Genomic DNA, 21880 nt, shown 5'->3' on the forward strand with positions numbered 1-21880 from the left:
GAACGCCATTTGGTCCCCCCTGTTGTTCGGGAAACGCGGGCGCACAGGCGCCGGTGGCCGATGCCAATCGCGCCGGGCCGACCGCAGTTCCAAGAATCCAGCAAGAGGGAGCCGACCACGATGGCGCAGCACGAGAATCGGTGGCGCGGTGAGGGCCGCGACTGGCGCAATGACGACCGCGAACCGAACCGGCACCGGGATTGGGGCGAGGCCCGCCATGCCGGCGTCTACGATCCGGACGATTACCGGTCCGGCGACCGCGAGAGCATGTATCACCCGCAGGCGCACCTTCACCAGGACGAGCGCGGCCGGCTTTCCCGCGATCCCAGTTACAAAGGGCGCGTCGGCAACGAATCCGGCGGCTTCGGCCGCGATTCCCATAGGGACAGCGGCGACAACCGCCGCGACAACGCCCGCGAGATGGAGCGGGTCTATGACCGCAGCTTCGGCGGCGGGCGCGACATGAGCCGCGGCGGCTATGGCGCCGGCTATGGCGGGCGCTCCGGGTCGAGCGAGTATGGCGGCTATGCCGGCGCCGGCAATGCCGGGACCGAAGGCAACTATACCAGCCGCGACGTCGGCAGCAGCGAGTATCGCGACCGCGATTACAGCGTGCGCCCCTATGGCGAGGGCGAGCAGGTCGTCCGCGGCCGCGGCTCCCTCGGCTATGGCGGCCGGGAATATGGCGAGCGCGAGTCCGGCGACCGCAACTATGCCAGCCGCGACGACCGCAACCGCGATTACGGCTCGCAGGGTGGTTATGGGGGCGGCGATGGCGGCGGTTACGAGTCCGGCCGGGACCGTGGCGAGTGGGAACGCGGCGGTTCGAGCCGGCGCGACTTCGGCAGCAGTTCATCGACCAGCTACGGCGGCAGCTATCGGCGCGACGAGGACCGCGACCGCTCCTGGGGCGAGGACCGCGGCGGGATGTACCGCGCGCAGGAGGCTCGGGGTGGCTACGGCGGTGGCCGGGGCGAGCGCCGGGGCGACGACCGTGGCCGCTCGCAGCAGCGCGGCTTCTGGGAACAGGCCGGCGACGAGATCGCCTCCTGGTTCGGCGACGACGATGCCGAACGCCGCCGGCACGACGACGAGCACCGTGCTTCCCAGCATCGTGGCCGCGGGCCGCGCGGCTACAGCCGCTCCGACGAGCGGGTGCGCGAGGATGTCAGCGACCGCCTGACCGATGACGCCTACATCGACGCGTCCGACATCGAGGTGACGGTCAGCAGCGGCGAGGTGACGCTGACCGGCATGGTCCCCGACCGTCACACCAAGCGCCGCGCCGAGGATGTCGCCGAGGCGGTGTCCGGCGTGACCCATGTGCAGAACAACCTGCGCGTCCGCAGCCAGACCGGCAATCGGGGCGGGTCCGGCTGGGGCAGCTCCACCGGGGCCGGCGCGTCGGCGATGGCGAATGCGGGGAGCGGTTCCGGGACCGGTCCGACCTCCGGTGCCTCCACCGGCACCACGTCCGGCACCACCGCCTCCGCCATGAGCGGCACGACGGGCGGCCTGCAGGGGGGCGACACCACGGTCGGCACCAACGCCGGCATCGGCGCGGCCACCGGCAGCGGCACCGGGTCCGCATCGCCGTCCTCAACCAGTTCCGGGGGCGGCACCGGGGCCGGCACCAGCGGCGGCCCTGCCGGCGCCTCCGCCGGGACCGGATCGATGAGCGGCTCCACCACCGGCGTCACCGGTTCGGTCGGCACCGGCCGATCCTCCACCACGCGGAGCTGACCTGCCACGCCCGCAAGGGTGCGTATTCGATGACGGCAAGTCCTCTCCATGGGCGCGGGTCCCGGTTTCCCAGGCAATATCGCCCTGGGACTCCGGGGCTCGCGCCCTTCCCGTTCTAATGATCCCGCCTCGCCACCGGCACAGCGTATGATGGTCGTGGTCCGGAGCGGTCAATCCCTTGCCCGCGATGGGCTTTTCAGCATGACGCCGATTTCATTTTCACTGGAGAGTGGTTCCTTGACACTCTAGGGAACTCCACTATCGTCATTTTTCGAAACCCGTGGGTTCCATTCATGCCTCTCGATGCGGAAGAGATACCTGACTGGCGGGCTCGGCGGCGCGAGGTGATCCTCAACGCCGCGGTGGAACTGTTCGCCGGCCGCGATTATGCCTCCGTCCAGGTCGAGGAGGTGGCGAAGCGGGCCGGCGTCGGCAAGGCCACGCTGTACCGCTACTTCCCCTCAAAGGAAGAGCTTTATCTGGAATCGCTGGAACGGGCGCTCGGCGGGCTGGAGCAGAAGCTGAACGCCGAAATCGCGCCGCAGCAGGTTCCGGCCTCCGTCCGGCTGTCGGCGATGGTCTCCGCCCTGGTCGGCACGCTGAGCGAGCAGTTGCAGACGCTGAAGCGGCTGGGCGGCGAGCAGTCGGACCTTGCCGACCGCACGCGCCGGATCATCGGCCGGCGCAGCGAGCGCACCGCGACCGCCCTGCAGCAGGTCATGGCCGACGGCATGGCGTCGGGCGAGTTCCGCAAGATCGATCTGGAAATCGTGCCGCTTCTGGTGATCGGCATGGTGCGCGGCGGCATCATGCAGATGGACGAACGCCCGCGCGAGGCGCTGGAGCGTTCCGTCATCGACTTCCTGATGTCCGGCCTGACCAATCTGCCTCCTTTCATATAAGCGCAAGCCGGCCCCCGGCGTTTGGAGTCCCAACGGATGAGACGGCTTTTCCTGGCCCTGCTGCTTGCGGCACTGCTCGGCGGCGGCGGGTACTACTGGTATGAGACCCGGCATGCCGGGGGCCAGTCCCAGACCGCCAAGGCCGAGGCGACGCCGGCGGGAACTCGTGCGGTTCCGGTGGTGACCCGGAAGGTGGCGGTCCAGGCCGTGCCGGAGCAGATCGTCACCATCGGCAGCGTCCAGCCCATCGCCGCCATCGCCATCAAGGCCCGCGTCGACAGCGTGGTCGAGACGGTGAACTTCGCCGAGGGGCAGGAGGTGAAGGCGGGAGACACGCTGTTCACCCTCGACAGCCGGGCGCTGGAGGCCCAACTGCGACAGGCTCAGGCCAATCTGGAGCGCGACCGCGCCAATCTGGAAAAGGCCAAGGGGGATGTCAGGCGCTATGCGGAGCTGGTGCGCACCAGCGCCATCTCCCGCACCACCTATGACGCTGCCGTCGCCACCGCCGACGCGCTGGAAGGCACGGTGAAGGCCGATCTCGCGGCGATCGAGGCGGCGAAGGTATCGCTCAGCTTCACCCGCATCGCCGCGCCGATGGATGGGCGTACCGGTACGGTGAATGCCAAGGTCGGCACCATGGTCCGCGCCGCCGACACCAACCCCCTGGTCACCCTGACCCAGCTGCGGCCGATCAACGTCTCCTTCAACGTCCCGGAAAGGCATCTGCCGGCGATCCGCGCCGCGATGGAGGCGGGAACCCTGCCGGTCACCGCCTCCATCGCCGGCAGCCGCGGCGAGACGGCGGAGGGCAGGCTGTCCTTCGTCGACAGCCAGGTCGACCAGCAGACCGGTACCATCCTGGTGAAGGGCGAATTCCCGAACGCCGACACCCGGCTGTGGCCGGGCCAGTTCGTCGACACCGTGCTGACCCTGCGGGTGGAGCACGACGCCCTGACCATCCCCGATCTTGCGGTGCAGACCGGCCAGAGAGGCCGCTTCGTCTATGTCGTCAAGGCCGACGAGACGGTGGAGGTCCGCCCGGTCACGGTCGAGCGCACCCATGGCGGCCTCAGCATCATCGCCTCAGGCCTGCAGGCCGGCGAGCGGGTGGTGGTCGATGGCCAGTCGCGCCTGTCCCCCGGCGCGAAGGTGACCGAGCGGCCCGGCGGCAAGCCCGCCGGAACCTCGTCCGGCGAAACCGCCGAGGGCGACCGCCGGCAGGGTTCCGCCGCACAGGACGCGGCCGGCCGCAGCGTCCTGACCCAGGACAAGACAGGCGGGGGTGCGACATGAACCTCTCCGAACTCTGCATCCGCCGTCCGGTGATGACCATTCTCCTGACGGCGGCGCTGGTGCTGAGCGGTCTCGCCGCCTATCGCCAGCTGCCCACCGCGGCGCTGCCGCGGGTGGATTTTCCGGTGGTCAGTGTCACCGCCACGCTGCCCGGCGCCTCGCCGGAGACGATGGCGGCATCGGTCGCCAGTCCGCTGGAGCGGGAATTCTCCACCATCGCCGGCATCGATACGCTGACCTCCAACAGCACGCTCGGCAACACCAGCATCACCATCCAGTTCGTGCTGGAGCGCGACATCGACGCGGCGGCGGCCGACGTGCAGGCGGCCATCGCCCGCACCCAGCGCCGGCTGCCGGCCGACATGACCACGCCGCCCAGCTATCGGAAGGTGAACCCGGCGGACCAGCCGATCCTGTTCCTGTCGCTGAACTCGCCGACCCTGCCGCTGGCGCGGCTGAACGACATCGCCGAAACGCTGATCCAGCCGAAGGTCGCGACCCTGCCGGGCGTGGCGCAGGTCCAGATCTACGGCTCGCAGAAATATGCGGTGCGGGTGCAGGTGAACCCCAACGCGCTGTCGCTGCGCGGCATCGGCATCGACGAGCTGCAGAAGGCGCTGGCCGCCGCCAACGCCAACACCCCGGTCGGCACCCTGACCGGCCAGCAGCAGCAGCTGGTGATTGCGGCCAACCCGCAGCTTCCCGATGCCGCCGCCTTCCGCGAGCTGATCGTCGCCTACCGCAACAACGCACCGGTGCGGCTGGGCGACGTGGCGCAGGTGCTGGACAGCGTGGAGAACAACCGCACCGCCAGCTGGCTGAACGGCACGCGCAGCATCATGCTGGCGGTCCAGCGCCAGCCCGACGCCAACACCGTCGACGTGGTGGACCGGGTGCGCGCGCTGGTGCCGGTGTTCCAGGCCCAGCTTCCGGCCTCCGCCGCCATCCAGATCGTCAACGACCGCTCGCAATCGATCCGTCAGGCGGTGGAGGACGTGCAGTTCACCCTGGCCCTGACCATCGTGCTGGTCGTGCTGGTGATCTTCCTGTTCCTGCGTCGTCTCTCCGCCACCCTGATCCCGGCGCTGGCCGTGCCGATTTCGCTGATCGCGACGGCGGGCGGCATGCACCTGATGGGGTTTTCGGTCGACAACATCTCGCTGATGGCCCTGACCCTGGCCGTCGGCCTCGTGGTGGACGACGCCATCGTGATGATGGAGAACATCGTCCGCTACGTCGAAGAAGGGATGAAGCCGTTCGAGGCCGCCATCAAGGGCTCGCGCGAGATCGGTTTCACCATTCTGTCGATCACCCTGTCGCTGGTCGCGGTGTTCATCCCGATCCTGCTGATGGGCGGCGTGGTCGGGCGGCTGTTCCATGAATTCGCGCTGGTCGTGACCATGGCGATTGCCGCGTCGGCCTTCGTGTCGCTGACGCTGACGCCGATGATGTGCTCCCGCTTCCTGGTCCACCATGCCCATGGCGAGAAGGAGGGCTGGTTCGGCCGTGTGCTGGAAGGCGGTTTCTCGGCGCTGCTCAACGGCTATGCCCGCACGCTGCGCTGGACGCTGCGCCACCGGCCGCTGATGGGGCTGGTGATGATCGCCACCGTGATCGGCACCGCGGTGCTCTATCAGGCGATCCCCAAGGGCTTCTTCCCGACCGAGGACATCGGCCAGATCCAGGTGACGACGGAGGCACGGGCAGACATCGCCTTCCCGTCCATGGCCGAGCGCCAGCAGCAGGTCGCCGCCATCATGAAGGCAAATCCGGCGGTGGTCGACGTGATCTCCTCGGTCGGTGTCGGCGGCAGCACCGGCAACCAGGGCCGCATGTTCGTCACGCTGAAGCCGCGCGCGGAGCGTCCTGCGATCGGCGACGTGATCCAGCAACTGCGTCGTCAGGTCAACGGCATTCCCGGCATGGCCGTCTATATGCAGCCGGTGCAGAACCTGCGCATCGGCGGCCGGACCTCCAAGAGCCTGTACCAGTACACCATCCAGGGGCTCGACCTGGACGAGCTCTATCAATGGTCGGGCCGGCTGGAGCAGACCCTGCACGGCATCCCCATCCTGCAGGACGTCACCAGCGACCTTCAGCTGAACAATCCGCAGGCCTATGTCCACATCGACCGCGAGAAGGCGGCGACTCTGGGCATCGGCGTCGATCAGGTGCGCTCGACCCTCTACAGCGCCTTCGGTCAGCGGCAGGTGTCGACCATCTACACCCCCAGCAACGACTATCAGGTGTTGATCGAGCTGGAGCCGAAATACCAGGGCGACGACAGTTCGCTGTCGCGCATTTATGTCCGCTCCACCACGTCGGGCAAGCTGGTACCTCTCGACGCCTTCGCGCGGGTGGAGCGGACGGCCGGGCCGCTGGCGGTGGCGCACCAGGGCCAGCTTCCGGCGGTCACCCTGTCCTTCAACCTGGCGCCCGGCGCCTCGCTGGGACAGGCGGTGGACATGATCCGCGAAGCTGAGCGCGAGATGGGCCTGCCGCCCACCATCACCACCGGCTTCGCCGGCACCGCCCAGGTGTTCCAGGATGCCCAGGCCGGGCAGGCGCTGCTGCTGTCGGCGGCGGTGCTGGTGATCTACATCGTGCTGGGCGTGCTGTATGAGAGCTTCGTCCACCCGCTGACCATCCTGTCCGGCCTGCCCTCCGCGGTGATCGGCGCGCTGGGCACGCTGATGCTGTTCGACACCGAACTCAGCATGATCGCCATCATCGGCATCCTGATGCTGATCGGCATCGTGAAGAAGAACGCGATCATGATGATCGACTTCGCGGTGGAGGCGCGGCGCAACGGCATGTCGGCGCATGACGCCATCGAACAGGCGTGCCTGCTGCGCTTCCGCCCGATCATGATGACCACCATGGCCGCCATCATGGGGACGCTGCCCATCGCCATCGCCCATGGCGCCGCCGCCGAGCTGCGCCAGCCGCTGGGCCTCGCCGTGGTCGGCGGGCTGTGCGTGTCGCAGGTGCTGACGCTCTACATCACGCCGTCGCTCTACCTCTACATGGAGGATTTCGGCCGCTTCGTCGCCAACCTGTTCCAGCGCGGCGGCAAGGCGGACTTGCCGCACGGCCCGATGCCGGCCGGCGGCGACGACTGATCCCGCAATCGCTCCGCGTGCAGAAGCATCTTGCGGGACGCGTGAAATGGCTTATCTTTGGGGACAGGCGTACCGGGGTGGCTAGACCCCGATACGCCCATCCGATCAGCGGTTCAGAAGATCAAGGCACGCCTTGATGATCTGCAACAGCAGGATCAGGAGTGCGAGGATTTTCTCCATCCTCTTCTCTCCCTTGGTGTGCGGCGGTGGCGGCCCATCCGCCACCCCGTCCGCACCCGGCCACTATAACCACATGGTTGCAGATGTGTGCGCCGGCTTGCGTTTTCGGCGAACAGAATTCTGCGGATAATCGCGTTCCGGGACGAGGGCGTGCCGTGTGCCGCCACACAGGCATGAAAAAGGCCGCTTCGTCAGCGGCCTTTTTTGATTGTCATGTGAAAAACGACTACCCGCGCGCGGTCGTGCGCAGCGTCTCTTCCGCGGCGCGGATCAGGGCCATCGACTTGTTGACGGTCTCCTGATACTCGGCCTCGGGATCGCTGTCGGCGACCACGCCGCCGCCGGCCTGGACATACATCATGCCGTCCTTCAGCACGGCGGTGCGCAGCGCGATGCAGGTGTCCATGGCACCCGACGCGCCGAAATAGCCGATGCAGCCGGCATAGACGCCGCGGCGCGCCTTCTCCAACTCGTCGATGATCTCCATGGCGCGGACCTTGGGCGCGCCGGACACCGTGCCGGCGGGGAAGCCGGCGACCAGCGCGTCGAGCGCGTCGAATTTCGGGTCCAGTTCGCCCTCGACGTTCGACACGATGTGCATGACGTGGCTGTAGAGTTCCACGATCATCTTGGCGGTCACCTTGACGGTGCCGACCTTCGCCACCCGGCCGACATCGTTGCGGCCGAGGTCGAGCAGCATCAGATGCTCGGCCAACTCCTTGGGATCGCTCAGCAGATCGGCGGCCAGCGCCTCGTCCTCCGCCGTGGTGGCGCCGCGCTTGCGCGTGCCGGCGATGGGACGGACGGTGACCTTGCCGTCGCGCACCCGCACCAGGATTTCCGGGCTGGAGCCGACGATGGTGAGGTCGCCGAAATCGCAGTGGAACAGGAAGGGCGACGGGTTCAGGCGGCGCAGCGTGCGGTACAGCGACAGCGGCGACGGCTTGAAGGGGAAGCGGATGCGCTGCGACGGCACGACCTGGAAGATGTCGCCGGCGCGGATGTACTCCTTCGCCCTCTCCACGATGGCGTGATATTCCTCGCGCGTCGTGTTGGAGGTCCAGGCCAGCGGCAGGCCGGTCTCGGTCCGCGGCTCGCGCCGGTAGGGCAGGGGGCGTTCGAGGTCGGCCAGCGCATCGGTCAGCCGTTCCCGCGCGTCGGCATAGGCCGCGGCGGAGTCCTTGCCAGCCTTCGGCCAGACCGGCGTCACCAGCGTGATCGAATCGGTGTGGCTGTCGAAGATGGCGACGATGCTGGGCCGGGTCAGGATGGCGTCGGGAATGTTCAGCTCGTCCGGATTGTTGTCCGGCAGCCGTTCCATCAGCCGCACCATGTCGTAGGTCATGTAGCCGAACAGCCCGGCGGCCATCGGCGGCAGTTCCTCCGGCAGTGGAATCCGGCTCTCCTTGATCAACGTGCGCAGTGCCTCGAGCGGTGCGGCGCCTAGCGGCTGGAAGGCGTCGCGGTCATGCAGGGCGTCGCGGTTGATCTCCGCCCTGTTGCCCCGCGACCGCCACACCACGTCCGGCTTGAAGCCGATCACCGAATAGCGGTCGCGCCGCGAGCCGGCCCCGCGCTCCGCCGATTCCAGCAGGAAGCCGAAGGGACGCCCGTCCGCCAGCTTCATATAGGCGGAGACCGGCGTCTCCAGGTCGCTGACCAGCGTGGTCCACACCACCTGCGGCCGACCGGCGGCGTAAGCGGCGTCGAAGCTGGCGATATCGGGCTGGACCTTCACGGCACGAGACCTCTTGCTTGGCTGTCGGCTAAGCCGGAGCCTCAGTTGCTGGCGAAGAACTGGTCGATGCGCTGGCGGTAGATCTGCACCGGATACTTGTCGCGCAGCGCGTTGGTGAACTCGGCCACCAGATCGTTCTCCAGCCCCTGCTCGACGGAGGCGCGGACCGGCGCCAGATCGGCATCGGCGGCCTTCGGATCGGCCGGAATGACCTCTTTCAGGCGGGCGACGACCTGGGCGTCGGCGGTGGTGCCGCTGACCACCTCGTTCGGCTTGGCGGCGAACAGCTTGGCGACCATGTCGCCCGGCAGGCCCTGGACCGATTGGGCATCGCGGGTGAAGGGCGCCGTCATGGCGAAGCTGGCGCCGGCCTGGGTGGCGACATCCTGGGCCGCGGCCTCCGCGCCCTGCTTCAGGCGGGCGGCGATCTCCTCCGCCTTCTTGGCGGCGCGTTCGGCGCGCTGTTCCTGCTGCCAGTCGGCGATGACCTGATCGCGGACGTCGGCCAGCGGACGAACCGCGGCGGGGATCACGCTGTCGACGCGGACGGCGGTGAAGATGCTGCCCTCGCCTTCGGTCAGGTTGGAGGTGGCGCCGGTCTTCAATTGGAACGCGGTGGGCAGCATCGCCTTCAGGCCGGGCAGGTCCGGAGCGGCGTCCTTGCCGTCCGGCGCCTTGCCGGTGCTGTCGATGGCGGCGACCTTGGTCAGGGCCAGCCCCTGGGCCTGCGCCACCTCGTCCAGCGACGCACCGCTGGCGAGCTGGTCCTCGACCCGGTTGGCGATGGAGAAGACGGAATCGAGCGCCTGCTCCTTCTTCAGGTCGTTCGCCAGCTGGTCGCGCACATCCTCGAAGCTGCGGGTGGTCGCCGGGGTCACGCCGGTGACGGCCATGACGTGCCAGCCGAGCGAGCTCTTGACCGCATCGGAGGTCTTGTCCTCTTCCAGCGCGAAGGCGGCGTCGCCGATTTCCGGCAGGTCGGTTCGGGCGATGTTGTCGAGCGTCACCGGCTCCTGGCCGGCATCCTTGGCGGCCTCGGCCAGCCCCTTGGTCTTGGCGGCTTCGGCGACCTGCTTCGCCTTCGCCTCGTCATCGAAAACCAGCATCTGGACGGTGCGCTTTTCCGGCGCGCCGAATTCGCTCGCCCGTTCCTCGTAGGCCTTGCGCAGCTCGGCATCGTCGATCTTGATGTCCTTGGCCAGCGCATCGGGCGACAGGAGGGCGACGGTCAGCGACCGGTATTCCGGGGCGGTGAAGCGGACCTGATGGTCTTCATAGGCCTGCTTGATCGCCGCGTCGTCGGGCACCCCGACATCGCCGATGGCGCCGTTGGGCAGGGTCACGACCTCCGCCACGCGCTTTTCGCCGCGGAAGCGGTAGAGGTCCTGCACCAGCGGCTGCGGCGGCGTCAGGCCGGCGGCGACGGCGCCGGCCACCAGCTGCCGCGCCGTGTCGCGCTGGATCATCGCGACATAGGCATCCTCGGTCAGCTGGGCGTTGCGCAGCGCCGAACGGAAGATGTTCGGATCGAACTGGCCCTGCTGGTTGCGGAAGGCCGGCTCGTCGGCGATGCGCAGCCGGATCACCTCCGGACCGACGGAAATGCCCATGTCGGTCGCGGCGAGATCGAACAGCGTGCGCTGGATCAGCGATTGCAGCGACTGTTCCAGAAGGCCGAAGCGCTTGGCCTGCTCGGCGGTCAGGGTGCCGCCCAGCATCGGGCGCAGCCGTTCCATCTGCCGGCGGAATTCCTGGTCCAGCGTCTGCTGCTCGATCTCCACCTTGCCGACTTGGGCGACGGTGGTGGGGGTGGAGGCACGGAACACGTCGCCGATGCCCCAAACGCCGAAGCTGAGGATCAACAGCACGAACAGGATCTTGACGACCCAGGAGCCGGCGAAATTGCGGATGAACTGGAGCATGGGACCCGAATCTGAGCGCGTCGTTCGGCCATCCGGCCGGGGCGGCGCATCATAGATAGGGGAGGGTGGGGCGGCAACAGCCCTTTTCCGTCAGAGTCATTTCCGGAAAGCCGATCTGCGGCGGGCCTTTTCTCACGACAAAGACCCGGCCCCGCTTCCGATGCGGCGCCGGGGCTTTCGGTCGCTGGGGCCAGAGCCTTACTTCAGGGCGTCGCGGGCGGCATCCTTGGCGCTGCCGACCGTGTTCTGAACCTTGCCGGCCGCCTTGTCGCCCTGGCCCTCGGTCTCGGTCTTCTTGTCGCCGGTCAGCTTGCCGGCGGCTTCCTTGATCGAGCCCTTGGCGGAGCGGGCGGCGCCCTCGATGCGGTCCTTGTCCATGGTGGCAACCTCCTGAGTGTTGGGTATGCCGGGACAACAGACCGGTAGGAGAAAGGCTCCATTAAATTTCGTACACGAAAGTCGAGCCTGGAAAGAGCCGGCCGTCAGGCCCGGCGCGGGCCATCGATACCACGGCCGATGCCGCGGCCGGCCGACCGCTCCGATGCCGAGGCTGCGACAGGCGTCGGGCCGGCGCTGCGACGCCGCAGCGTGGCCAACGTCAATGCGTGATGGCTGATGCGGCTGCGGAACTCGCCGTCCACACGGCTGAAGGCGCTGTAGGCCAGTTGGACGGCCGCCGGTGACCGGGTCCGTCGCGCCTCCTGCAGGGCGTCGCGCAGGGTGCGCAGCTCCAGGATGCCCGGCACGAAGGCCATTTCCACCGCTTCAGCGAGGATTTCGATCGAGCAGAGCACGGCTTCGTCGTCGAGCGCGCCTGCGTCGAGCGGGCGCTTTCCGGGCTGGAGGCTCATCTGCATGCTTCCGTCACGACGCTCAGGACCCGAGCAGGTCGAGAACCGCGTTCAGGCAACGGCGACGGGTCACGCAATCGTCACAGCAGCCGGTCGCCTGGAGATGCTGCGGGCAGTGCTGGCGGCGCAGCGCCTCCAATCCCTGGCACAGCGCATGCTTTTTCGCGTCCGAGATCACATCGGTGGCCCGGATGGTTTCCAAAGCGTCCTGCATGGGATTGGATGCGTCGATGAACATTTTGCCATGCCTCCATTCCCGACGAATCTATGCCGCACCCGCGGCCAAGTCCATGAACGGGCTGAAATATTTTCGGTGCAAATTGAAACGAGCTGTGGCGCAATTCGCCGCAGCGCAACGAATCGGCCTTTCGGAATCGCGATCCCTGCCATTGACGGCGGTCCGGGCGTGCACCAGCATCGCCGCAATCGGGTGACGGTGGCGATGCGGGGGGTGGATGGAGCGGGCGGTGTGGCCGACGCTGGCCTTGTACGGGGCGGCGGCGCTGGCGGAGATCGCAGGCTGTTTCGCCTTCTGGGGCTGGGCGCGGCTGGGGCGCAGCCTGTGGTGGACGCTGCCGGGGGTGACCAGCCTCTGCCTGTTCGCCTGGCTGCTGACGCGGGCGGATGTGGATTTTGCCGGCCGGGCCTATGCGGCCTACGGCGGCGTCTACATCGCCGCGTCGCTGCTGTGGCTCTGGCTGGTCGAAGGCGCGCGGCCGGACCGCTGGGACGCGGCCGGCGCGCTGCTCTGTCTGGCCGGGGCGGCGATCATCCTCGCTGGTCCCCGCGCGGGCTGAGGGATGGCGGAACCGGCCGGTTGACCGACCACCGCAGGGCAGGGCCGTTCACCAGGACCAGACGCCCCCCATCCACCCGCAGATAGGCTCCGACGCGCACACTGCCGCGCAGGATGTCGTCGTTGAGCATGATCTGCGCTTCGGCCAGGGACAACGGGGTGCCCTGGTAGTATGCACCGCCGTCGGCATGGCGGATCTGGTTGAATGCGTTGGTCATGTCACGGTGCTCCCTATCCGTTTCTTGAGCGGCGGACCGCTGGCGTTCCCGATACCCGACGGCGGCAGCCGCTGCCGCAACCGCTGCCGCAGCCTGTTGCCGAGGCCGGTATCGGATGAACGCCCAGAGAGTCCGGTTTATTCCTCCATCGAATGCACGCGGGTCGGAAACCACCGGGGCGCGCCTTGCCGGTCCGGACGAAACGCCGTGTTCCGCGAATATCCTGCGGGGAACACTGCCGGGGATCCGGATGCGAAGGCGCGATGCCACCGAAATGTCGCAGATCACACGCGCAAAAGCTGTGGTGGTGCGCCGGGCGGCGGTCGATTATTCCCGGGAACCGCACCGCGAATTGAACCATGTCAATCGCGCATCCGACTTCAACCGTTAGAGTGCTAACGCATCACGCTCAGACGGTCATGTGAATGATCGCTATGCCGCAGCTTGGCCGAACGTTGGAAAAGTTGCCGATAGGGGTCATAATACCTCCCTCGGATGTTCGATTGATAATATGGGTTGCCCAATCCTGTTTCGGCAGGCCGGCAGGCCGGCAGACCGAGACCAGCAACTGACACCAGCAGAAGAAAACGGATCGCTTCGTGAACCTACAAGCAGCGGATCAGATGAACGGCTCCGAAGTCAGCGGTCCCGGCGGCGATGCTTCCGTCCGGGAAGGCGGCGCCGCCGCCCTGCCGCAAGATCCGGCCTTCCTGGCTTCGCTGGCCTCCAGCCTGCTGGCCTCCAGTCCACCGGCCCAGAGCCGGCTGACCACCAACCCGCTGACCGCGAGCCCGCTCGACGGTGGCGGGGCGGTCCTGGTCTATGTCGACCGTGACCATGTGCTCCGCCATGCCGACCTGCGCTTCGCCGCCGTCCTGGATGCCGAACCGGCGGATCTCGTCGGCCATCCGCTGAGCGACTTCGATCATCCCGCGATCGCGACGCTGAGGACGGCCATCGAGACGGTCGGTCAATCGCCGTCCCGATGGTCGGTGCCGCTCGATTGCCTGACGGCCGGCCGCGACGGACGCCGCTCGATTCTCAGCGGCAGCGTGCTGGCCCATCGCGACGCCGATGGGGAGACGGTGGGGTATCTCGGCACCTTCCACCAGACCGGCGACCCCGACCGCATTGCGGAATTCGTGACCTGTCGCGATACCTTCATCGCGACCCTGCTCGACGCCGCGGTCGACGGCATCATCGTGTCCGACCGCAGCGGCATCATCCGTTCCATCAATCGCGCCTGCTGCCAGATGTTCGGCTATGACGAGGGCGAACTGGTCGGGCGGAACATGACCATCCTGATGCCGCCGCCCTTCTCGCGCGACCACAACCGCTACATCGACAGCTACGTGAAGACGGACCGGGCCAGGATCATCGGCATCGGCCGCGACACGCTGGGCCAGCGCAAGGACGGCACCGTGTTCCCCATCCATCTCAGCGTCGGCCAGGCGCGGCTGGGGGAGGAGATGACCTTCGTCGGCATCATCCGCGACATCTCCGACCGTCTGGCGGCCGAACAGCGCGCAACATATCTGGCGCGGCACGACCCGCTGACCGGCGTCCTCACCCGCACCGCCTTCCTCGAGGATTGCGAGGCACTGTTCGCCGAGCACGGCACCGCGGACGGAGAGGCGGCGGGCGCGGGGCTGTTCGCGCTCTTCTCCCTCGACGTCGACCAGTTCAGCGACGTGAACGAGGCCTTCGGCTTCCATGTCGGCGACGCGGCGCTGAAGGCCATGGTCAGCCGGGTGATGGAGGTTCTGCCTCCCAACACCATCGTCTGCCGCATCGCCGCCGACGAATTCGCAGCGCTGTCACGGGTGACCGACGGCGAGCATGCGCGCACGCTGGCCGGGGTCCTGCACGACCGGTTGACCGCTTCCATCTATGCCGACCGCCATTGGGTGCGGCTGCGGCTGTCGGTCGGGGCGGCTGTGCAGGACGAGTCGGTCAGCACGCTGGAGGATATGAACGCCAAGGCGAAGCTGGCCCTTCAGGCGGTGCAGCACAATGGCGGCAACGCCGTTTGCTTCTACACCCCGGAAATGGCGGCGGCGGCGACGCGGCGGATGCTGCTGACCATGCATCTCACCCACGCCATCGAACGCAACGAGCTGCATCTGGTCTATCAGCCCATTGTGGACCGCCACGGTCGCGTCCGGTCGGCAGAGGCGCTGCTGCGCTGGTCCCACCATGCCTTGGGGCCGGTCTCGCCGGGGGAGTTCATCCCGGTGGCGGAGGAAAGCGGGCTGATCGTCCCCATCACCGACTGGGTGCTGGCCACCGCCGTCGGCCAGATGTCGCAGTGGGAGGATGAGGGGGTTTTGCCCGACCGCGTGTTCCTCAACATTTCCGGCCAGCAGTTCCTGCGCGGCAACCTGACGCTGCGGCTGGAGGAGCTGCTGGGCCGGCACCCGTCGCTGCGCAGCCATCTGGGGCTGGAGATCACCGAACAGGCGGCGGTGCGCGATCTGAAGGTGGCGGTGCGCACGCTGGGGGAACTGGCCGACCTCGGCATCCAGGCGGCCATCGACGATTTCGGCTCCGGCTATTCCTCGCTCAGCTACGTGCAGCAGCTGCCGGTGGCGAAGCTGAAGATCGACCGCGCCTTCATCATCGACGTTCCGGACAATCCGAAGAACAACGCGCTGGTCCGTGCCGCCGTCGGCATGGCGCACGGCCTGGGCCTGACCACCGTCGCCGAGGGGGTGGAGACGGCGGAGCAGCGCGATTTCCTGGTGTCGGTCGGCTGCGACCTGATGCAGGGCTATTTCTTCGGCCGGCCGATGGCGCCGGAAGCGCTGGCCGACCTGCTGCGGGGGCAGGGAGCTTCCTCCTTGGGGTAAATCCTGGCTCGACAGTATATGCTGCAACTGATATCCATTCTCAGGACCTTGAGAGTCATTCGCAGTCCGGGAGTGTAGAATGTTCGTCGACAAGTTTGCTGGTATCGCTTTTGCCGTCGGTGCCTTGACCGCTTTCTCCGTCCAGGCGCAGGAAGTGAATGTTTACAACTCGCGACATTATAATACCGACCGCGTCATCTATGAGACCTTCACGAAGTCGACCGGCATCAAGGTCAACATCATCGAAGGCAATCACGACGAGCTGATCCAGCGGATGAAGTCGGAGGGCGCCAGCAGCCCGGCCGATCTGTTCATCACGGTGGACGCCAGCCGTCTGGCCTCCGCGGCGAAGGAAGGGCTGCTGGCTCCGGTCACCTCGCCGACGCTCGACGCCATCAAGGTCCCGGCACATTTGCGCGACCCGAACGGCGCCTGGTGGGGCCTGTCCAGCCGCGCCCGCATCGTCGTCTATGCCCGCGACCGGGTGAAGCCGGACCAGATCAGGAATTACGAAGACCTCGCCAAGCCGGAGTGGAAGGGTCGTGTCCTGACCCGCAGCGGCACCCATCCCTACAGCCTGGCCCTGACCGCCTCGATGATCGAAGCCCAGGGCGAGGAGAAGACCGAGGCGTGGGTGAAGGGGCTGGTGGCCAACCTCGCCCGTCCGCCGCAGGGCGGCGACACCGACCAGATCCGTGCGGTCGCCGTGGGCGAGGGCGACGTCGCCATCGCCAACACCTATTACGTCGGCAAGCTGATCACCTCGGCCAAGCAGGAGGACCGCGAGGTCGCCTCCAAGATCGGCGTGATCTTCCCCAACCAGGACAATCGCGGCACCCATGTGAACCTCAGCGGCGCCGGCGTGGTGAAGACCTCCAAGAACCAGGAGAGCGCCCGCAAGCTGCTGGAATATCTGCTGAGCCCCGAGGCGCAGCGGCTGTTCGCCGACGGCAACATGGAGTATCCGGTGAACCCGGCGGTCCAGCCGCATCCGGAGCTGGTGAAGCTCGGCACCTTCAAGGCCGCCGACGTCAACGCCGCCGCCTTCGCCGCCTACACCCCGCAGGCGCTGCGCATCATGGACCGTGCCGGCTGGAAGTAACAATGACCGACGCCCCGTTCACCGTGAATTCGTCCGCCCCCTCTCAATCGTCCGTCGTCCTTACGGGCATCACCCACCGCTACGGGCCGCTGATCGCCGTCGACGGCGTGTCGCTGTCGGTCGCCCCGCGGGAGGTGGTCTGCATCGTCGGCCCGTCGGGTTGTGGCAAATCGACTTTGCTGCGGCTGATCAGCGGGTTGGAGACGGTCCAGGCCGGCACGATCACGGTGGACGGGGTGCCGCTCGCCACCGCCGACCGTTCCCTGCCGCCGGAAAAGCGTCCGGTCGGCATGATGTTCCAGGATTTCGCGCTGTTCCCGCACCTGACGGTGGCGGGCAACATCGCCTTCGGCCAGACCGACCGTCCGCGCGCCGAGCGCAAGCGCCGGGTGGCCGAACTGCTTGAGACCATGGCGCTGACCCGCTACGCCGACGCCTACCCGCACACTTTGTCGGGCGGGCAGCAGCAGCGGGTGGCGCTGGCCCGCGCCATGGCGCGCGACCCCAAGGTCCTTCTGCTGGACGAACCCTTCTCCGCTCTCGACGAACAGCTTCGCCGTTCGGTCCGGGAAGAGGTGGTGCGGATCATCCGTGCCAGCGGCATCGCCACCATCGTCGTCACCCACGACCCGGAAGAGGCGATGGAGATGGGCAACCGCGTGGTGGTGATGGAGGCCGGGCGGATCGTCCAGGCCGACACGCCGGTGAATCTCTATCAGCGCCCGGCCAACAGCTTCGTCGCCCGCCTGTTCGGCGAGGTCAACCGCTTTCAGTCGACGGTGCGCGACGGCCAGATCGTCACGCCGCTCGGCCGCATCCAGGCGCCGCACCTGCCCGGCGGGACCAGGGTGGAGGTCGCCTGTCGCGTGGAGGATCTGGAACTGGTGCCGCTGGGCGCCCGTCCGGACGCGGTGCCGGTGCGCGTCCGCCATTCCAGCTTCCTGGGCCCGGCGACGCGGGTCTGCCTGGATTTGCCGGGCGGCGCCTCCGAGGTCCACGCCCGCCTGCCGGGGCATGTGGATGTGCGTGCGGGAGAGGAGTTGTCGGCTGCGATGGCGGCCGAACGGGTGATGGTGTTTCCGGCGGAGTGAGGGAGTTGTCGGGGCCATTGCCCCCTCCCTAACCCTCTCCCTCCCTCGGCCGGCCGAAGGCCGGTCCGATCGAGGGAGAGGGGACTGCCGCCTCTCCTTTGCCAAACCTCACCAAGCGTTCTACCCCCTCCACCGCCAAGGGCGGGGGAGGGATGGGGAGGGGGCAATCGGTGCAGATCCCTCAAGCCCCCGCCCGAACCTCATCCTCGCCGAACTGCAGCCGGCACAGCCGGGCATAGGCGCCGTCGGCGGCCAGCAGCGCCTCATGCGTGCCCTGTTCGATGATGCGGCCGCCTTCCATCACCACGATGCGGTCGGCATTGCGCACGGTCGCCAGCCGGTGGGCGATCACCAGCGTCGTGCGGCCCGCCGTCAGCCGTTCCAGCGCCGCCTGCACCAGACGCTCCGATTCGCTGTCCAGTGCGCTGGTCGCCTCGTCCAGCAGCAGGATCGGCGCGTCCTTCAGGAAGGCGCGGGCCAGCGCCAGCCGCTGGCGTTCGCCGCCCGACAGCTTCACGCCGCGGTCGCCGATCACCGTGTCGTAGCCCTCCGGCAGCTTCGAGACGAAGTCATGGGCGGCGGCGGCCTTGGCGGCGGCGACGATCTCGTCCATCCCGGCATCGAGCCGGCCGAAGCCGATGTTCGCCCGCACCGTGTCGTTGAACAGCACGGTGTCCTGGCTGACGATTGACACCGCGCCGCGCAGGCTGCGCAGGGTGGCGCCGCGCACGTCCTGGCCGTCGACCAGCACCTCGCCCCCCGTCACGTCGTAAAGGCGCGGAATCAGGTTGAAGACGGTCGATTTGCCGGCACCGCTGCGCCCCACCAGCGCCACCGTGCTGCCGGCCGGCACGTCGAGGTCGATGCCCTTCAGCGTGTCGCCCCCCTCCTCGTAGGAGAACTGGACGCCGCGCAGGGCGACGGCACCGTCGGTCACGGCCAGCGGCTTGGCGTCGGGCCGCTCCAGGATGGTCGGCTGCTGGTCGAGCAGTTCGAAGATGCGCTGGGCGGCGGCCAGCCCCTCCTGCAGGGCGGCGTTCAGCGTGCCGATGGCGCGCACCGGCTGGGCCGCCATCAGCAGCGCGCCGACGAAGCCGGAGAAGGCACCGACCGACCCCTCGCCCATCGTCATGCGGTAGCCGGCAAAGGCGATCACCCCCGCCACCGCGACGCCGCCCAGCACCTCCATCATCGGATCGATGCGCGAGCGGGCGCGCACCGCCTTCATGGTCAGCCGGTAGTTGTCGTGGAAGGCGCGTCCGGCGCGGGCACGCTCATAGTCTTCGAGATTGTAGGTCTTGACCATGCGCGCGCCCGACAGGCTTTCGGTCAGCAGCGAGGTCATGTCGCCCATCTGGGCCTGGGTGTCGCGCGACACGCGGCGCAGGCGCTTGCCGATTTGGACGATGGGCACCGCGGCGATGGGGTAGATGATGAAGACGATCAGCGACAGGAACCAGTCGAGATAGAACATCGACCCGACCAGCGCAATCACCGTCAGGATGTCGCGCACCAGCCCGGTCAGCGTGCGCGACAGCGCGTTGCGGATCAGGTCGACGTCGTTGATGAAGCGCGAGGTCAGCGACCCGGTGGGCGTGGCGTGCAGCTGTGCCATGTCGGCGGTCTGCAGATGCGTGAACATCGACAGGCGGATGTCGGCGATGACGCGCTGGACGATGTCGCTGGTCACCACCGTCTGCGAGTAGAGCGATACGCCCTTGATCGCCGTCACCGCGACGATGGCCAGGGGAATCGCCAGCAGCATGCCGCGGTCCTGGGCGGAGAACATGGCATAGGACTGGTCGATCAGCAGCGGATAGGCGCCGGTGGTCGCCGCAACCACCGCCATCAGCAGGAAGGACAGCATCAGCTTGCCGCGATAGGGCCGCACCCACTCGCGCCACATCCGCGCCACCAGCCGTTCGGTCGCCGCATCCAGGCGCAGGGGCTTGCCGCTCTTGTTCGTCACGGTCGCATCCGATCTCTTGTCCGTTGCCGATGGCTTAGCCCATGGGCTTCGGCTTTGTCCACCGGTCGGCGTGCCGGCCCGGTTCCGGTTACAGCCTTCCTTTACCGCTTTCGTGCAAGACTGCGGATGATCGGCATGGCGGATGTCCGTGCTGCTGGGGAAGGGGAAGCCCATGGCGAACGGGAATGGCACCAACGGGCATGAGGGCAGCGCGCGGCGTCCGCGCATCGGCCTTGCGCTGGGCGGCGGGGTGGCGCGCGGCTGGGCGCATATCGGGGTGCTGCGGGCGCTGAAGCGTTATGGCATCGAGGCCGACATCGTCTGCGGCGCCTCGGTGGGCGCGCTGGTCGGCGGCATCCATCTGGCGGGAAAGCTCGACGCGCTGGAAGAATGGGTGCGCGACCTGACCCGGCTGAAGATCGTCGGCTATCTCGACCTGCGGCTGCGCCAGGGCGGCGGGCTGATCAGCGGCGACCGTCTGCTGGCGGAGCTTCGCCTGCATCTGGGCGACCAGCGGATCGAGGAACTGCCCTGTCCCTATGCCGCCATCACCACCGATCTGGTGACCGGGCACGAGGTGTGGCTGCAGCGCGGCGAACTGGTCGACGCCATGCGGGCGTCCTTCTCGCTGCCGGGGGTGTTTCCGCCGGTGCTGATCGACGGGCGCTGGCTGATCGACGGCGCGCTGGTCAATCCGGTGCCGGTGTCGGCCTGCCGGGCGCTGGGGGCGCAGATGGTGATCGCGGTCAATCTGGCCGGCGACATCCTGGGCAAGGCGCGCAAGCCCGGGGCCAGCGTGCCGACCGCCGCCGGGTTCGACCTGCTGCGGCTGGTGGAGGGGGAGGCGCCGGAACACCGCCCGCCGAGCGGGATCGGGGCGCTGACCCGCCGCATCTTCCGCCGCGATTATGAGGGGCCGAGCCTGTTCGGCGTGATGGTGTCGTCGCTGGGCATCGTCACCGACCGCATCACCCGCTCGCGGCTGGCCGGCGACCCGCCGGACGTCCACATCGTGCCGCGGCTGGGCCACATCGGCCTGACCGAGTTCGACCGTGCCGAGGACTGCATCCGCGAGGGCGAGGCGTCGGTGGAGCGCGTCCTGCCGGAACTGCATGACGCGCTCGCCGTCTTCGCCACCGGCCCGCGGGAAACGATGCGCGAGCCGGTGCGCGGATAGCTCCGGGCGGGGAGCGGCGCTTTAGCGATCGATGGCCGTGCCGAGCGCCGCACCGCCCAGGCCGCCGATCACGGCGCCGCGGGTGCCGTCCACCGCGTAACCGCCGGCCGCGCCGGCCGTACCGCCGACCACGCCGCCGGTCGAGCAGGCGGTGAGAGAAAGAAGCGCGAACACCGCACCGATCAGACGCAAACGGGACATCATGCAACCCTCCTCATGTTGACTGTTCGATGTCTAAACACACGAAAGGGCATTTTGCTTCCATCGCCTGCCGATCTTTCGGTTCTGATTCTTTCGAGGGGAACCTCTTAACCCCACCAGCGTTGACCGGACTTTGATCGTGCAACGTTGATACGGGGGAACGACCATGCGGCGCATCACCAACCGCCTGCGCGCAACCGCCATCGCCGCCACCGCGGCCCTGTCCCTGGCCGCCTGCCAGACCGGCAACAGCGGTGGCATCGGCGGGATGAACACCTCGGAAACCGTCGGCACGCTGGGCGGCGCCGTCGCCGGTGGCCTGCTCGGCTCGCGTTTCGGCGGCGGGGCCGGCAAGCTGGCGACCACGGCCATCGGCACGCTGCTCGGCGCCTATGCCGGCCAGCAGCTGGCCCGCCAGTTCACGCCGGCCGACCAGAACCGGGCGTCGGATGCGGAGGAGCGTGCGGTCGCCAACAACCAGACCATCACCTGGAACAACCCGCAATCCGGCAACAGCGGCACCATCCAGCCGGTACGCACATATCAGGGCAACAGCGGGCAAACCTGCCGCGACTACAACCACACCGTGGTGATCGACGGCAAGACCGAGGTCGCGCGCGGCACCGCCTGCCGGCAGGCTGACGGAAGCTGGAAGCTGGTATCGTAAGCGTACAGCCTTTCCGAATGACCGCCTCCGGCTTCTACGCCTTGCGGATGTGCAGG

18 protein-coding genes are annotated in these 21880 nt (G+C 68.0%); 10 read left to right on the forward strand and 8 right to left on the reverse strand.

What is annotated here, in order from left to right; all coding sequences use genetic code 11:
* Positions 1 to 120 precede the first annotated feature (120 nt).
* The 4 genes from AZOLI_RS30280 (at position 121) to AZOLI_RS04455 (ending at position 7063) form a co-directional block, all read left to right on the forward strand.
* Positions 121 to 1743, forward strand: coding sequence for a BON domain-containing protein (locus AZOLI_RS30280; RefSeq protein ID WP_014247387.1), 1623 nt, complete (start codon positions 121 to 123; stop codon positions 1741 to 1743).
* Positions 1744 to 2036: 293 nt separating this feature from the next.
* A complete protein-coding gene (locus AZOLI_RS04445) occupies positions 2037 to 2645 on the forward strand; it encodes a TetR/AcrR family transcriptional regulator (RefSeq protein ID WP_014247388.1) in 609 nt (202 codons plus the stop codon).
* Positions 2646 to 2681: 36 nt separating this feature from the next.
* The gene (locus tag AZOLI_RS04450; protein ID WP_014247389.1) at positions 2682 to 3941 is read left to right on the forward strand and encodes an efflux RND transporter periplasmic adaptor subunit; all 1260 of its coding nucleotides are present in this window, start codon (positions 2682 to 2684) and stop codon (positions 3939 to 3941) included.
* The gene (locus AZOLI_RS04455) at positions 3938 to 7063 is read left to right on the forward strand and encodes an efflux RND transporter permease subunit (protein ID WP_014247390.1); all 3126 of its coding nucleotides are present in this window, start codon (positions 3938 to 3940) and stop codon (positions 7061 to 7063) included. The genes AZOLI_RS04450 and AZOLI_RS04455 overlap by 4 nt, the downstream gene beginning before the upstream one ends.
* Before the next feature lie 406 nt (positions 7064 to 7469).
* Here AZOLI_RS04455 and trpE read toward each other — a convergent pair whose 3' ends face one another.
* The 5 genes from trpE to AZOLI_RS04480 form a co-directional block, all read right to left on the reverse strand.
* Positions 7470 to 8981 (reverse strand): anthranilate synthase component I, encoded by a 1512-nt coding sequence (gene trpE / locus AZOLI_RS04460; RefSeq protein ID WP_014247391.1) that lies wholly within the window; start codon positions 8979 to 8981, stop codon positions 7470 to 7472.
* Between the two features lie 41 nt (positions 8982 to 9022).
* Entirely contained in the window at positions 9023 to 10903 is a 1881-nt protein-coding gene (locus tag AZOLI_RS04465; RefSeq protein ID WP_014247392.1) for a peptidylprolyl isomerase, read from the reverse strand.
* Between the two features lie 198 nt (positions 10904 to 11101).
* Complete coding sequence (locus AZOLI_RS04470; RefSeq protein ID WP_014247393.1) at positions 11102 to 11281, reverse strand: CsbD family protein; 180 nt, start codon at positions 11279 to 11281, stop codon at positions 11102 to 11104.
* Between the two features lie 104 nt (positions 11282 to 11385).
* Complete coding sequence (locus AZOLI_RS04475; RefSeq protein ID WP_014247394.1) at positions 11386 to 11754, reverse strand: hypothetical protein; 369 nt, start codon at positions 11752 to 11754, stop codon at positions 11386 to 11388.
* 22 nt (positions 11755 to 11776) lie between these two features.
* Positions 11777 to 11992: a hypothetical protein gene (locus tag AZOLI_RS04480; protein WP_014247395.1), complete on the reverse strand. Its 216-nt coding sequence runs from the start codon at positions 11990 to 11992 to the stop codon at positions 11777 to 11779.
* Positions 11993 to 12209: 217 nt separating this feature from the next.
* Here AZOLI_RS04480 and AZOLI_RS04485 point away from each other — a divergent pair, with 217 nt between their 5' ends.
* Positions 12210 to 12551 carry a YnfA family protein gene (locus AZOLI_RS04485; protein WP_014247396.1) on the forward strand — a complete coding sequence of 114 codons (342 nt, stop codon included), beginning with the start codon at positions 12210 to 12212 and terminating at the stop codon, positions 12549 to 12551.
* Here the strand turns inward: AZOLI_RS04485 and AZOLI_RS04490 are convergent.
* Complete coding sequence (locus AZOLI_RS04490; protein WP_044549684.1) at positions 12523 to 12768, reverse strand: hypothetical protein; 246 nt, start codon at positions 12766 to 12768, stop codon at positions 12523 to 12525. The genes AZOLI_RS04485 and AZOLI_RS04490 overlap by 29 nt on opposite strands.
* Before the next feature lie 623 nt (positions 12769 to 13391).
* Between AZOLI_RS04490 and AZOLI_RS04495 the strand changes: the two genes are divergently transcribed.
* The 3 genes from AZOLI_RS04495 (at position 13392) to AZOLI_RS04505 (ending at position 17810) form a co-directional block, all read left to right on the forward strand.
* Positions 13392 to 15617, forward strand: a complete 2226-nt coding sequence (locus tag AZOLI_RS04495) for a putative bifunctional diguanylate cyclase/phosphodiesterase (RefSeq protein ID WP_014247398.1) — start codon at positions 13392 to 13394, stop codon at positions 15615 to 15617.
* 79 nt (positions 15618 to 15696) lie between these two features.
* Positions 15697 to 16719, forward strand: a complete 1023-nt coding sequence (locus tag AZOLI_RS04500) for a Fe(3+) ABC transporter substrate-binding protein (protein ID WP_014247399.1) — start codon at positions 15697 to 15699, stop codon at positions 16717 to 16719.
* Between the two features lie 2 nt (positions 16720 to 16721).
* Positions 16722 to 17810: an ABC transporter ATP-binding protein gene (locus AZOLI_RS04505; protein WP_014247400.1), complete on the forward strand. Its 1089-nt coding sequence runs from the start codon at positions 16722 to 16724 to the stop codon at positions 17808 to 17810.
* Positions 17811 to 17991: 181 nt separating this feature from the next.
* On the opposite strand, the gene AZOLI_RS04510 is transcribed toward AZOLI_RS04505, so the two are convergent.
* Positions 17992 to 19779 carry an ABC transporter ATP-binding protein gene (locus AZOLI_RS04510; protein WP_014247401.1) on the reverse strand — a complete coding sequence of 596 codons (1788 nt, stop codon included), beginning with the start codon at positions 19777 to 19779 and terminating at the stop codon, positions 17992 to 17994.
* Positions 19780 to 19951: 172 nt separating this feature from the next.
* Here AZOLI_RS04510 and AZOLI_RS04515 point away from each other — a divergent pair, with 172 nt between their 5' ends.
* On the forward strand, positions 19952 to 20956 hold the full coding sequence (locus AZOLI_RS04515; RefSeq protein WP_048816503.1) for a patatin-like phospholipase family protein: 1005 nt from the start codon (positions 19952 to 19954) through the stop codon (positions 20954 to 20956).
* Between the two features lie 21 nt (positions 20957 to 20977).
* On the opposite strand, the gene AZOLI_RS04520 is transcribed toward AZOLI_RS04515, so the two are convergent.
* Positions 20978 to 21157, reverse strand: coding sequence for a hypothetical protein (locus AZOLI_RS04520; RefSeq protein WP_244442521.1), 180 nt, complete (start codon positions 21155 to 21157; stop codon positions 20978 to 20980).
* A gap of 166 nt (positions 21158 to 21323) precedes the next feature.
* Between AZOLI_RS04520 and AZOLI_RS04525 the strand changes: the two genes are divergently transcribed.
* On the forward strand, positions 21324 to 21824 hold the full coding sequence (locus tag AZOLI_RS04525; RefSeq protein WP_014247403.1) for an RT0821/Lpp0805 family surface protein: 501 nt from the start codon (positions 21324 to 21326) through the stop codon (positions 21822 to 21824).
* Positions 21825 to 21880: the final 56 nt, after the last annotated feature.

It is taken from the genome of Azospirillum lipoferum 4B (assembly GCF_000283655.1).
GTDB classification, from domain to species: domain Bacteria; phylum Pseudomonadota; class Alphaproteobacteria; order Azospirillales; family Azospirillaceae; genus Azospirillum; species Azospirillum lipoferum_C.